Annotated in this window: 10 protein-coding genes; 5 read left to right on the top strand and 5 right to left on the bottom strand. The window is 58.9% G+C overall.

Going from position 1 to position 13,635, the window contains the following annotated elements; all coding sequences use genetic code 11:
• The first annotated feature begins 28 nt into the window (after positions 1-28).
• The 4 genes from AEAC466_RS33785 (at position 29) to AEAC466_RS0122400 (ending at position 5,035) form a co-directional block, all read left to right on the top strand.
• Positions 29-2,122 carry a dipeptidyl-peptidase 5 gene (locus AEAC466_RS33785; RefSeq protein WP_023458268.1) on the top strand — a complete coding sequence of 698 codons (2,094 nt, stop codon included), beginning with the start codon at positions 29-31 and terminating at the stop codon, positions 2,120-2,122.
• Positions 2,122-3,072, top strand: coding sequence for a class A beta-lactamase (gene bla, locus AEAC466_RS33790; RefSeq protein ID WP_023458269.1), 951 nt, complete (start codon positions 2,122-2,124; stop codon positions 3,070-3,072). Before AEAC466_RS33785 ends, bla begins: the two co-directional genes overlap by 1 nt.
• Entirely contained in the window at positions 3,069-3,992 is a 924-nt protein-coding gene (locus AEAC466_RS33795; protein ID WP_023458270.1) for a glutaminase, read from the top strand. Before bla ends, AEAC466_RS33795 begins: the two co-directional genes overlap by 4 nt.
• Before the next feature lie 101 nt (positions 3,993-4,093).
• Complete coding sequence (locus AEAC466_RS0122400; RefSeq protein WP_023458271.1) at positions 4,094-5,035, top strand: hypothetical protein; 942 nt, start codon at positions 4,094-4,096, stop codon at positions 5,033-5,035.
• A gap of 21 nt (positions 5,036-5,056) precedes the next feature.
• Here AEAC466_RS0122400 and AEAC466_RS33800 read toward each other — a convergent pair whose 3' ends face one another.
• The gene (locus AEAC466_RS33800; RefSeq protein WP_023458272.1) at positions 5,057-6,442 is read right to left on the bottom strand and encodes a protein adenylyltransferase SelO family protein; all 1,386 of its coding nucleotides are present in this window, start codon (positions 6,440-6,442) and stop codon (positions 5,057-5,059) included.
• Positions 6,439-6,807 carry a cystatin domain-containing protein gene (locus AEAC466_RS33805; protein WP_023458273.1) on the bottom strand — a complete coding sequence of 123 codons (369 nt, stop codon included), beginning with the start codon at positions 6,805-6,807 and terminating at the stop codon, positions 6,439-6,441. Before AEAC466_RS33805 ends, AEAC466_RS33800 begins: the two co-directional genes overlap by 4 nt.
• A gap of 575 nt (positions 6,808-7,382) precedes the next feature.
• On the opposite strand from AEAC466_RS33805, the gene AEAC466_RS33810 reads away from it, so the two are divergent.
• Positions 7,383-10,004: a TonB-dependent receptor gene (locus AEAC466_RS33810; protein WP_023458274.1), complete on the top strand. Its 2,622-nt coding sequence runs from the start codon at positions 7,383-7,385 to the stop codon at positions 10,002-10,004.
• Positions 10,005-10,100: 96 nt separating this feature from the next.
• Here AEAC466_RS33810 and AEAC466_RS33815 read toward each other — a convergent pair whose 3' ends face one another.
• The 3 genes from AEAC466_RS33815 to gntA all read right to left on the bottom strand — a co-directional run bounded on the left by AEAC466_RS33815 (position 10,101) and on the right by gntA (position 13,357).
• Positions 10,101-11,906 (bottom strand): long-chain-acyl-CoA synthetase, encoded by a 1,806-nt coding sequence (locus AEAC466_RS33815; protein WP_023458275.1) that lies wholly within the window; start codon positions 11,904-11,906, stop codon positions 10,101-10,103.
• 133 nt (positions 11,907-12,039) lie between these two features.
• Positions 12,040-12,642: a DUF1989 domain-containing protein gene (locus AEAC466_RS33820; RefSeq protein WP_023458276.1), complete on the bottom strand. Its 603-nt coding sequence runs from the start codon at positions 12,640-12,642 to the stop codon at positions 12,040-12,042.
• Between the two features lie 10 nt (positions 12,643-12,652).
• Complete coding sequence (gntA, locus tag AEAC466_RS33825) at positions 12,653-13,357, bottom strand: guanitoxin biosynthesis heme-dependent pre-guanitoxin N-hydroxylase GntA (RefSeq protein ID WP_023458277.1); 705 nt, start codon at positions 13,355-13,357, stop codon at positions 12,653-12,655.
• Between the last annotated feature and the right edge of the window lie 278 nt (positions 13,358-13,635).

Below are 13,635 nucleotides of genomic sequence, written 5' to 3' on the forward strand. Positions count from 1 at the left end.
AATCGTAACAACTGACACAGGTTGGTCCATGTCTGTCTCTCGTAAATTCTCGGCCCTTCTGCTGGCCGGTTCCGTTTCGCTCGCGGCACTTGCCGGGGCGGCCTTCGCCGCGCCACTTACCTATACGGACATGATTAAGATGGACCGTATCAACGGCTTCAAGCTTGATCCGACCGGCCGTTATGCTGTTCTCAACATCCGCGTCACGGACATGGAAAAGAACAAGGGCATCCAGTCGATCTGGCTCAAGGACCTGAGCAAGCCCGAAGCGCCGGAAATCAAGCTGGCCGTTTCCGATGGCGGGGCGTCCAACGCTCAGTTCGGACCTGACGGTACGATATATTTCATCTCCGGTCGCGGCGAAGGCGGCACAGATCAGGTCTGGAAAACGGATATCACCGGCGCCACTGCGACCCAGGTGACCCGCCTGCCGCTCGACGTTCAGGCCTACCAGATCACGCCCGATGGCAAGGGCGTGGTTGTTGGGCTGGCCGTCTTCCCCGAATGCAAGGGGGACGAAGTCAATTGCACGGTCAAGCGTCAGGCGGATCGCAAGGCCGACAAGTCGTCCGGCATGGTCTATGACAAGATTTTCGTCCGCCACTGGGACACCTGGGCCGACGGGACGCGCAATCATCTGTTCTACGTTCCGCTGGCTGGCGGCGTACCGATCGCCCTGACCGACGGCTATGACGGCGACGTTCCGTCCAAGCCCTTTGGCGATGAAGCCGACTACACCATATCGCCGGACAGCAAGACGGTCGTCTTCTCGGCGCGCGAAGCCGGCAAATCCGAGCCGTGGAGCACCAATTTCGACATCTACACCGTGCCCATCGATGGTTCCGCCGCGCCGGTCAACCGCACGGCGTCGAACAAGGCCTGGGACGGCAGTCCGCGCGTGTCGCCGGACGGCAAGACCATTGCCTATGTCGCCATGAAGCGTCCCGGTTTCGAAGCCGACCGCTTTGGCATCATGCTGATGGATGAGCAGGGCAAGACGCGCGAGCTGGCGCCGGATTGGGACCGGTCGGTCGGCGGCATACAGTGGTCAAAGGACGGCAAGAGCCTGCTGGTCGATGCCGACGATGTCGGCAAGCATATCGTCTTCCGCGTCGATGCCAAGACTGGCAAGGTCACGCCGCTGACCCGGACCGGGCATACCAATGTCTATGCCGAAACGCCACGCGGCATGGTCTTCCTCAAGGACGATCTGACCCACCCGAGCGCCTTATATCAGGCCAAGGCGAAATCCGCCTTCATCGACGAGGGCGCGACGAACCTGACCAAATTCAACGCCTCCGCCGGCGCCTTGACCACGGGCGCCTACGAGCAATTCGTCTTCAAAGGGTGGAATAACGAAGACGTCCATGGCTATGTCATCAAGCCGGCGGGCTATGTCGAAGGCAAGTCCTATCCGGTCGCCTTCCTGATCCACGGCGGACCGCAAGGCTCGTTCGGCGATGGCTGGTCATATCGCTGGAATCCGGAAACCTATTCGGGCGCCGGTTATGCGGTGGTGATGATCGATTTCCACGGTTCGACCGGTTACGGCCAGGCCTTTACCGACGCCATCTCGCAGCACTGGGGCGACCGTCCACTGGAGGACCTGCAAAAGGGCTGGGCTTTCGCTCTGGACAAGTACAAGTTCTTGGACGGCGACCGCGCCTGCGCTTTGGGTGCGTCCTATGGCGGGTTCATGGTCAACTGGATCGCCGGCAACTGGAAGCAGCCCTGGAAGTGCCTAGTGTCGCATGACGGCGTATTCGACGCACGCAATATGGGCTATTCGACCGAGGAACTGTGGTTCGAGGAATGGGAACAGGGTGCGGTGGTCTATGACGATCCCGCCAAGTACGATACTTTCAATCCGGCGCTTCATGCCAAGGACTGGTCCAAGCCGATGCTCGTCATCCACTCGGACAAGGATTACCGTATTCCCGTCGAGCAGGGCATAGGCGCCTTCACCGCCCTTCAGCGGCAGGGCGTGGAGTCCGCCTTCCTGCGCTTCCCCGATGAAAACCATTGGGTGCTGAAGCCTGCCAACTCGGTCAAGTGGCACGATACGGTCTTCAACTGGCTGGATACCCATATCGGCGCCAAATCGACCCAGGGTGCGAAGTGATGCTGTCGCGACGCGGTATGGTGGCAGGGGGTGTTGCCCTGGCTGGCGTCGCCTTGGCGGTGCCCTTGGCCGGCTGTTCTGAAAAGGTGCAGAAGGTCATGGGCTTTGCTCAGCGTATGTTGGAAATTCAAAAGCGCCATGGCGGGCGGGTCGGGGTATCGGCCCTGACTGGGGCAGCGACGGCTAATACCGAGGCCAATGGGTCATTGAGCATCAGTGCCAGTGAACGGTTCGCCATGGCATCGACCTTTAAATGGGTGTTGGCGGCTGCCATCCTTCAGCAGGTCGATCTGGGCAAGCTGAAGCTGGCGCAGGAAATCACCTATGGTAAAAAGGACTTGCTCGATTACGCGCCGGTGACGACTGCGCAGGTGGCCAAGGGGCGTATGACTATTGGCGATCTGTGTTCGGCGGCGGTGTCGCTATCCGACAATACAGCGGCCAATCTGCTCTTGCCTCTGATTGGCGGACCGGCAGGGCTGACTGCCTTTGTGCGCGCTATCGGCGATGAGACCACGCGTTTCGATCGCACGGAACCCTCGCTCAACAGCAACATCGATGGCGACCCGCAGGATACGACCACGCCTGAGGCCATGAGCACCCTTCTGCGCAAGGTCTATAGCGGTGACGTTCTGAAACCGGACAGCCTGAACCGGCTAAAGGAGTGGATGATCGCCACGACGACGGGCAAGGGGCGCATTTCGGCAGGTGTTCCGGCCGGGGCGACGGTGGCACATAAGACCGGTTCTGGCGCCAATGGCGCGGTCAACGATGTCGGTGTTGTCTGGCTGCCGGGCAAGGCGCCAGTCTGTCTGTCCATCTATACCTCTGGCGGTAATCTCGATGACGCCGGGCGCGACAAGATCATCGCCGACGTGACGAAGCTGGTCTTCGACACCCTGGCCTTCGTCGAAACCCTCGACGCCAATTCATCGAGCGCGAGCGTTTGAAATCAGGCATTTCCATAGATGAGGTTCTGGCTGAAGTTGTCGCCATGGTGCGGCCGCACTTTGGCAAGGGCCGCCCGGCAGACTATATCCCGCAACTGGCCGGGGTTGATCCCCGCCAATTCGGCATGGCCGTCTGTACCGTAAAGGGCGATGAAGCCTATGTGGGTGACGCCGACGTGCCGTTTTCGGCGCAGTCGATCACCAAGCTGTTTGCCCTGGGGCTGGCGCTCAACCAGATTGGCGACGAGGTCTGGACGCGGGTGGGTAAGGAACCGTCCGGCACGCCGTTCAACTATCTGTCCCAGCTCGAGCACGAGCAGGGCGTGCCGCGCAATCCGTTCATCAACGCCGGGGCCCTGGCGATTACCGATATCCTGCTCGATACGGTGCCGTCGCCGGACGCGCTCGTGCGGGATTTTTTGGGCATGTTGTCCGACAGCCAGCTTGAAATCGACGAAGCGGTAGCCCAATCGGAGATTGAAACTGCGCACAAGAACCGCGCCATCGCCAATCTGATGCTCGGCTTCGGCACCCTGTCTCACGACCCAGAGGCGGTGATATCGGCCTATTGCCGCCAGTGCGCGATCACCATCTCCTGTCGGCAATTGGCGCGTGCGGCCTTGCCGTTGGCGGCCGACGGCTTTTCCCCTATCGCCCAAGAAACCATATTTCCGTCGCGCCTGACCCGCCGGCTGAATGCCCTCCTGCTGACTTGCGGCACCTATGACAGTGTCGGCTCATTCGCCTACCGCGTCGGACTGCCGGCCAAAAGTGGCGTCGGGGGCGGCATCCTGGCGGTGGTCCCCGGACAGGCAACCATCGCCGTATGGTCGCCGGAACTCGATCGTTTTGGTACCAGCGTCGTGGGGACAGCGGCGCTGGAACACTTCAGCCAATTGACCAACTGCTCCGTGTTGTAGGGTCTTTAGGCGTGGCCGGTCTATTCGAACAGGCTACGGTTCCAAGAAACCTGAAATTAAGGCCTGTCGGTTAGACTCACGGCGAAATTTGGGAAAACCTCATGTCCGCACTCGCTCTATTCGCTCAGGCCCTGAGGGCCAAATCCGCCATCGCGGCCGAAGATGTTCTGGCCTTGCGCCAACTCGTCTGGGGTAACGACGCCACTATCAGCACGGATGAGGCAAACGCCATCATGGCCCTCAATTCGGCCTGTCACGTTCGGTCGAAAGAGTGGATCGACTATTTCGTCGAGGTCATGGTAGATTATGTCGTCAAGCAGCAGGCGCCGGTCGACTATGTGGACGATGCCAAGGCCGATTGGCTAATGGGCTGGATCAATCGCGACGGCCGCGTCGATTCCTTGGGCGAGCTGGAGCTGTTGATAAAAATTATCGAGGTGGCAGCCGCAGTGCCCGAAGCCTTGCGCAGCTATGTCCTGCTTCAGATCGAGTTGGCCGTCCTGACCGGAGACGGGCCCACCCGGACACAGCGTAATGACGGCGACGGCCATTTGGATCCCCGCTACGTCAATGACACCGAAGTCGGCCTTCTGCGTCGGGCGGTCTTCGCCGTTGCCGGTGACGGCGCCTATATCGTCAGCCAGGCCGAAGCGGAGATGTTGTTCCGTATCAAGGACGCCACTATCGGCGCGAAGAATGCGCCTGGCTGGGCGGACCTGTTCGTTAAGGCGGTAGGTAACCACCTGATGGGCCACGCCAGTTACCAACCCCTGACCAATCATCAGCAACGCGAATTGGACGCCTATGTCGCCGATACCTCGTTATCGATGGCGCGTTTCGCCAAGCGGGCCTTTGGGCGTCGTACGACCGATCCACGGGCGGGCGCCGTCATTGAAAACGATCGCCGCGCGCGGGTCACCGACGCACAGATTACACCCAATGAAAAAAGCTGGCTGACGGCGCGCATTCAGGCGGATGGTGCGCGCGATCCGTTGGAAACAGAGCTTTTGAACTTCATTCGCCGCGAACGCGCTGGGGTTTAAAGGCCCGAACGGCAAGTTCGTTCAAAGCGCCAAGGCTTGGCGATAGGTTTCTATCTGGTCCAGCTTGGCGTGGAACAACGACCAGTCGTCTTCAAAGGCAATCTGCGCCCAGATGGCTTCGATCTCGTCATAGAGCAGGGTTTCGGGTTCAGACTCCGCGAACCTGGGATGATCGATCCTGTCCGGCGCTGCGGGCCTGTATCTATTCAGGCAGTCATGAAATGCCGCGAAGGCGCCACCGGTATAGGTGTGGCCGCGCGGGCCCGACAGGGCGCGAGGTTCGGCAGATATCCCGCCGAACCAGTCATAGAACAGCCCTTCGAAACTGCCGTCGTCGCGAAGATCCGCCAGCAGGTCGTAAAGCGTCCTGACCAGCGCGCTGTCATCTGCGGTCGGCACCACATTCAAACGGGCGCAAACGGCCAACTGCAATTCACGGTCATAGCGTTCGGAAAAGGCGTTGAAACTGGCCACCAGGGTCGTCTGATCGCCGATCAAGGTCAGGCAGCGGCCCAGCTGACCGAGGTTCCACAACACGGCGTCCGGCTGGCGGCCATAGGCGTACAGACCGGTTTCGTCGAAATAGGCCGCCGTAAAGGCGGGATCGTAGTGCGGCAGGAATCGGTAGGGGCCGTAATCGAAGCTTTCGCCCGTGACGTTCATATTGTCGGTATTGAGAACGCCATGCACGAACCCCGCGGTCATCCACCGCGCCGCCAGGGTGGCCGTGGCCGAAACGACCGCATCGAAAAAGTCTTCGGCGTTTGTGCAGGCGGGATAATAGTTGGCGATCAAAAACGCTACGAGGTCGCGCATGGTTGCGACGTCATTATGGTAGGCCAGGCGCTCGAACGTGCCAAAGCGGATATGGCTATGGCTCAGGCGCACGAGGACGCTGGAGCGGGTAGGCGAGGGCTCGTCGCCGCGCATCAAGGCTTCGCCGGTTTCGATAAGCGAAAAGGATTTTGACGTTGGCACGCCGAGCGCTTCCAGCATGGCGGTGGCCAGCACTTCGCGGACGCCACCCTTCAAGGTTAGCTTGCCGTCGCCGCCACGCGAATAGGGCGTCTTGCCCGAGCCCTTGGTCCCCAGATCGAGCAGGCGTCCCTTATCGTCGTACATCTGGGCGAACAGAAAGCCGCGTCCATCGCCAAGATCGGGATTGTAATAGCGAAATTGATGGCCGTGGTAACGTAGGGCGAGCGGCACAGGTTGATTGTCGGGCAAGGGGGCGAAACGGCCGAAATGCTTGATCCAGTCGGCATCGCTCAGGCCTTCAAGGCCAATGGACTGCGCGGCGCGGTCGTTGCGGTAGCGCAAGGTGGCTTGCGGAAAGTCGGCTGCCATAACCGGATCGTGAACCGCCAGGGGACTGAGGCTTAGCAGGGGGGCCGGGCGGTAGGTCAATCGCAAGCCTCGACATCGGTCCAGGCGGTCAGGCTGTACTGGGCGTTCAGATCTTTGAACACCTTGGCCGAGACGAGGTGACCGCGCGCAAACAAGCCAGGCTTAGGCGACTTGATCCGAAGGCATAGACTGTAATTCATACCGGCGACCACCTGTTGCCGGGCTGACAGTATGTGTTTAAGGCTGACGGGCTTGGGCGCGTTATGAACGGCGAAATCCGCCGCCGCCTGCACGTCGGTGTCCTTGACGTCTACCGCTTGAAAACCGCCGACAATCGGCGGGGCGGGTTGTGCGGGCGTTTGGGTCGCGCCCGCTGTGGCGCTGGTCAGGAACAGAAAGAAAAGCGACGAGAATACCGATGTCATGGTGCATATGCCTGTTTTGACTGTCTTAGCCTGCAAGCCTATCAGAAATCTATCCCGAATCGCGGGCGTAGTGGCGTGTCGCCCGCTAGGCGATGTAAAAACAACCGCCCTTCCGGCCGCCCTTAGGGAGCTCGCGCTGTAGAGGTGTGTCTTTTATGCGGCATAGGCATCACAATACGTCGCAACAGCGGAGGCTTCTTACGGCCCAAGAGGGGGTTGGAGGGCAAATTGCGGTGAAATTGGCGGTTGTTTCAGGTCTGATACTCTTGTCTTGCGCAGGTGCAGCAATTTAAGGGTGAAAAAGAGCCCTAGCGGAAACTTAACGTTTACGTCAACTGCGACAATGGTTTGCTATACTTTCCACAACAATTCTCGTCAAATTCTCAGGCTTAATTAAGACCTCACGGCGTAATATTTTGTGCGCTGCAGTAATGGTGTATTCGATATTTGTTTCCGTGCGCGTAATGTGTTAGGAATTATGAGTAATCATAGCGCTGTTTTTCACAGGCTGTGCTTCGCCACAAAGACAAAAATAAAATACTTAAGCAGAGATGAAATTTACCTAAGGGAAAGAAATGCAACAGGCCATTCGTTTACTTAAAACCCGTGCCTTGATGGCGGGCGTTGCCGGCGTCGCGCTTATGACCGCCGTCCCCGTGGCCGCCTTCGCCCAGCCTGCCGCGCCAGCTCCCGCGCCGGCCGCTCAGGACGACACTGTCACGGTTGTTGTCACGGCCCAGAAGCGCGAGCAACGTCTGCAGGACGTGCCTATCGTCGTGACCACCTTGTCCGCCAAGTTGTTGCAGGACGCCGGTGTCAAGGACATCAAGGATATGCAGATCCTGACGCCCGGCCTGACTGTTACCTCGACCCAGAACGAAACCCTGACAACGGCTCGTATCCGCGGCGTCGGCACGGTTGGCGACAACCCCGGCCTGGAATCCTCGGTCGGTGTCGTGATCGACGGTGTCTATCGTCCCCGCAACGGTGTCGGGTTTGGCGACCTGGGCGAGATGGAGCGCATCGAAGTCCTGAAAGGCCCTCAAGGCACGCTGTTCGGTAAGAACACGTCGGCGGGCGTCATCAACATCATCACCAAAAAGCCGTCCTTTACCTTTGGCGCCGATGGCGAAGCCACGTTCGGTAATTACGGTGCGCAAGGCTATGCCGCATCCGTTACGGGCCCGATCGTCGATGATCTGGTTGCCGGGCGTCTCTACATCGCCAAGCGCTCGCACGACGGTTACACCGACGTCGATACGGGTGTAGGCCCGCGTACCTTGAAGTCCGACCAGGATCAGGATTTCACCACGGTCCGCGGCCAGTTGCTGTTCACACCGAATTCCGATTCAGAAATCCGGGTTATCGGCGATTTCAGCCATCGCGATGAGTATTGCTGTGTTGCCGTCCAGACGCTCTCCGGCCCGACCGGGGCTGCGATCAACGCGCTGGCTGGCGGGCACGGCATCGCGGCTACGGCCAATCCTGATGCGCGCCTGGCCTATTCGAACCGCGACACGCACCAGGTCGTTCGCGACGGCGGCGTCTCGGTCGAAGGCAATTTCAAGATTGGCGCGTTTGGCGGCTCGACCTTCACCACCATCACCGGTATTCGGGATTGGAAGGCGACCAACGGTCAGGATCTCGACTATTCCGGTGCCGATATCCTGTACCGTAAGGACAACGGCGACTTCAATGTCCGCTTCAAGACATTCAGCCAGGAATTACGCCTGGCCGGCGCTACCGACAAGCTCAACTGGCTGGTCGGCGCCTTCTACGTCAAGGAAGACATGACGCGCGCCGACTCATATGTCTACGGCTCCGCCTATGAACCCTATCTCGGCCTCTTGCTGTCTAGCCAGGTGACCGGCACCCAAGACCCAACCTTCGTTTCCAAGCTGACCGGGCGCCCCTACGGCACCAACTTCGCTGCCGGTGCCCAGGCCCGCGATCACTACACGCAATCCGATGAAAGCTACGCGCTCTTCACCAATAATTCGTGGAAGGTGACCGAAGCCATCGAACTGACCATGGGCTTGCGCTACACTCACGAGAAGAAGGACATGACGGCGCTGTACACCAACAGCGACAGCGGCGCAGGCTGCGCAGCCGGACTACAGAAGTACGGCCAGGCCGCCGCCATTATGCAAGCCAAGGGTGGCAACGTCACGCAGTCGGTCATCGCGGGCGCTAACCCGTACTGGGCGGGTGCGATTGCCGCCGGAAAGGCACCGACCCTGGTGGGCGCGCTATGTCCGTTCTGGGGCAATCCGGCCTTCAACAACCGCCGTGTGTCCGACAGCAAAGCCAACAGCAATCTGTCCGGAACCTTGAAAGCCGCCTGGCACCTGAATCCCACCGCCATGCTGTACGTATCCTACGCCCGGGGGTATAAGGCCGGCGGCTTTAACCTGGACCGCGCCCAGACTGGCATTACACCAGACACAGACCTGACCTTCGCACCGGAGACCGTCGATTCCTACGAAGTCGGTTTGAAAACGTCGCTGTTCAACGATGCCCTGGCTGTCAATGTCACGGCGTTCGATCAGCGTTATCAGAACTTCCAGCTCAATACCTTCCTCGGTACGGCCTTTGTGGTTGAATCCATACCGTCACTGACGTCCAAAGGCTTTGATGCCGACATGTACTGGCGCACCCCGGTGCCTGGCCTGAGCTTCCAGGGCGGCATCTCTTACGCCGACACCAAGTATGGCAACTTCACCGCCGCCGACCTGGACAATCCGGCCCACTTCCCCGGCCTGTCGTTGTTGCCGGGCGCCCAGGTGTCCTTCGCGCCTAAATGGACCTCCTCGGCGGCCCTGACCTGGGGGCATACCTTCGGAAATCTGCGCACCTCGGCCAACCTAACGGCAAAGTATACCTCGGATTACAATACGGGCTCCGACCTGGTCCCGTACAAATCCCAGGACAGCTACACCCTGGTCAATGGCCGTCTGTCGATCGGCGCTGCCGACCGCTCATGGACGGTCGAAATCTGGGGGCAGAACCTGACCGACGTGAACTATCGTCAGGTGGTCATCAACGCACCGCTGCAAGGGACGGGCTTCCAGTCTACGGTGCAGACGGCCGGATCCAATCCGGGCACCTACTACAACAAATCGCTCGACTCCAACACCTATGACGCCTTCATTGGCGCACCTAAGACCTACGGTGTGACCCTGCGCGTCAAGTATTGATCGACGAAATATCCGGTAAAAAAGAACCCCGCGGAGCGATCCGCGGGGTTTTTTGTTATTCGTATAAGGCGCTATTTTTTGGGCATTGAAACGGGGCTAAAGCCTTAGCTTGCCGTTGGCGATGTCGCTTATCATGTCTGCCGTGACCGGCACGTAATCATCGCCGTGACAGACAAAGATGGGATCGCGGGTCTGGGCGATGTCATATCCCACCTTGATCAAATCCATCTTCTTATACTTGAAGGTGCCGGTTGTTTCGACTTCCTGCAACATGCGAACAAATTTGGGCCTCGCCCAGGAGGGCAGCTTGGCATCGACATGGTTCTTGAAGGTTTTCAAATCGAAGCCGTCGCGGGCGACGATGGCGGCCATACCGGCCTTGCCGTCATGGTTCGGGACGGGGACGCCGTAGATGATGGCCTCCTCTACCCCGGGTGCCGAGGCCGAATATTCCGCCACTTCCGAGGTCGACACGTTTTCTCCCTTCCAGCGGAAAGTATCGCCAATACGATCGACGAAATAGAGGTAACCCGCCTTGTCCTGGCGCATAAGGTCGCCGGTGCGGAACCATTGGTCACCTTTCTTGAAGACGTCGTTCAGGACCTTCTTCTGGCTGGCGGCCTTGTCCGCGTAGCCGGAATAGGCGTGTCGTGCGTCGTGCGCGATCATGCCGATGGCTTCGCCGATTTCGCCTGGCTTGCATTCGTAGCACAGACCGTCTGGGCGGCGATCAGGCAGTTCGCTTTCGACGTCAAAGCGGACCAGGCGGACATTGAAACTCTTCTTCAGGATTTTGGGTACACGGGCAATGGCGCCGGAGTGACCGTCCAGATTGAACAGCGACACATTCCCTTCGGTAGAGCCGTAAAACTCGAGAATTTCCTTGATGTGGAAACGCGCCTTGAAATGATCCCATACTTCCGGCCGCATTCCATTGCCAAAGGCCATGCGCACCTTATGCTTGGTTTCGTCCTCAGGATTGGGGGCAGGGGGCGAATTGACCAGATAGCGGCACAATTCCCCGATGTAGACAATATGGGTGATGCCTTCGCCGCGCACATCGCTCCAGAAGGCCGAAGCTGAGAACCGGCGCTTCAGCACCAAGGTCGCACCGTTCATGAGTGCTGCGCCGACGGCGCACAGGCCGGCTGTGGCGTGGTACAGCGGCAGGACGCAGTAGAGGCGGTCGTCCGGCTTCATGTTGGTGAGACCAGCGAACGCCTTCATGTAGAGTTGCGCGCGGGCATTGGAAATCTTGGCGGCCTTCGGTAGGCCGGTCGTGCCGGATGTGTAGATGTACAGCGCGGTGCTGTGGGCGGTCAGGTTGGCGCGAATTTGGCGGTCAGGCCGGACGGTCGACACGCCTTTCAGCGCGGCGTCCAGGCTTCGGCAATTTTCGGTCTCATCTTCGCGCGGCAGATCCAGAACCCATAGAGCCTGGTGGCGTTCAACCTGACTTTCAATCTCCTGGAAGCAGGGGCGAGTTGTCTGATCGACAATGGTCAGGCTGGCCACCGAAATATTGATGCAATGCGCCAGACCATTGCCGGTCAAAGAGTTGTTGATAAGAGCGGTGACGACGCCAATCTTGTTGAAGCCGATCCAGATCGCCAGATATTCCAGCCGGTTGGGCATGAACAAGGCGACCGTATCGCCGGCTTTCAGGCCACGCTGACGCCCCCAATGGGCGTAGCGATTGGCCATGGTGTCAAGTTGTTGGTAGGTGAGGGACTTGCCTTCGAACTTGATTGCCGTCTGGGCGGGGAAACGGGTAGCGGCCGCTTCGAAATCGTCGCACACCAGATTGGGGGAATCCGGACTGACGGGGCGTATGCGGCGCAAGATGCGGATCAAGCGCTTCATGAACACGAAATCACGCTTCATATTGGCGACAAGACGCATACGCTTTCCGCTCCCCGGAGATATCGGCCGATGCCTGAACTATGCCAACAAGGTATAGCCGAATCGTTATCGGTAAAGCCAAAAATCGCGCGGTCGGCGCATTTTCTGTAACGCAGCCGTAGGGGAAACGGCCTTAACCGACCGGTACGCCTACTGTTTCGACCACGTAATGGATCGGCTTGAAGGCGTAGTTATTTGACTGCAAAGCCGAACAGGCCGTGAGCGCCACGATCAGGTCCATCTCCGCTTCGAACAGGATGTGATCTCCCGCCTTGCTCAACGGCGGGTCGACACGCAATTCGCCAGTCTCCCCGTCTATCTGTACGTTCATGAAAATGTTGAAGGCTACCGGAATTTGATCCGGTTTGATTCCGTACGATTGCAGGGCGTGCGACAAATTGCCGAAACAACCGTGGTGGGGATGTTCATCGCCATAGATGATGCGGAACGTGTCTTTTGAGCATGGCGTCAGCAGGAAATCATGCCGCCCAACCGTGTCTTCCAGGATACGCAGCATGACATTGCTGCGGTTGGAGTAGAGCGGGTCGCCCGTCGTAAGGAAGAGTTTGGAGGCATAATCGAGGCTTCGCCCGGACGAAATCACTTCATCCGTATCATTGGCGTTGAAGGCCAGCATGTCGGACACTTGTTCGCCCTGCGGATCTATGACCCTCAGTCTCTGGCCCGCGTTAAGGCGAAACGCCACACCGGTACGGGGCGAAATGATATGTTCCATGGGCTTCCCTCTACGGTCTGAACGGGCATTTCCAGTCATCACCTACCGGCCGGCCGCTGTACTGCGCGGCTTCTGACCTATCACCATGCCTGGCCAGCATTGGGTTTGGGCTGCCTGCCAGGGCGACGTCGCGATCGATGATGTTGGCCCGCAACGTCTCGTAGCGGCCATCTGCGCGCAATTGTTCGAACTGGTCGTGCGCGTTAAAAACCAATGTGGGAACGCGGAAACGTCTGGCCGGCCGGCTGGCGCCCGGATGAAGGCCGACAAGATAAAACGCTTCGCTGGCGAAGCTCAGGGAAAAGGCCGGACTCGCCGGGTCGGCCGAAACGCGCGGATCGTAAGCATTGCCGCGCGCGACGTCTATGTCGTGAAGCGCCTGAATGCGTGTCCACAAGGCCTCTTCGAAGACGACTTCACTCAAGATGGCCTGAGTGTCGAAAATGACGACAAAGGTCTGGAACAAGTCAGGCGCCGATTTGAAGTTGGCGGCGAATTCGCTGAGTTGATCGTAAATGCGGGCGTCGTCACGTGGGCAACGGATATCTCCCATTTCGACGATGGTCATCTGACCACGGGCCAGTGCCGACTTGGCGCCGACGCACGGAAATTGTTTTTCTTTCACAAAGGCCCGAAAGGCGTCGCTAAGACTTTCTTGCGGGTTTTTGGGCCTGCTATTTGGCCGACTATCTGGCCGGGTCTCCAACTCGAGCATGGTCTATCCTGCACCTGTTTACTTGGCCTCGAAGGCGATGTCGTAAACTAGCCGAACGCGGATAAGGAGGATGTCGGTAAGGCGCGGCCCGCCCGCAAGCGGAGAATAAGACAATGTCTTTATGGGATTCAGGACTCTTTACGGCACAAAAGTTTGATGAAAGCCGTGTTGCCGGTCCCAATATGCCGAGATGGGATTTACACTGAGCATATCGACGAACAGCCTAGTCCTTTACTCAACAACGGGAGGAGGCACTGATTTTGCGCGTAAATTTTATT

The organism is Asticcacaulis sp. AC466, from assembly GCF_000495815.1.
GTDB lineage: Bacteria > Pseudomonadota > Alphaproteobacteria > Caulobacterales > Caulobacteraceae > Asticcacaulis.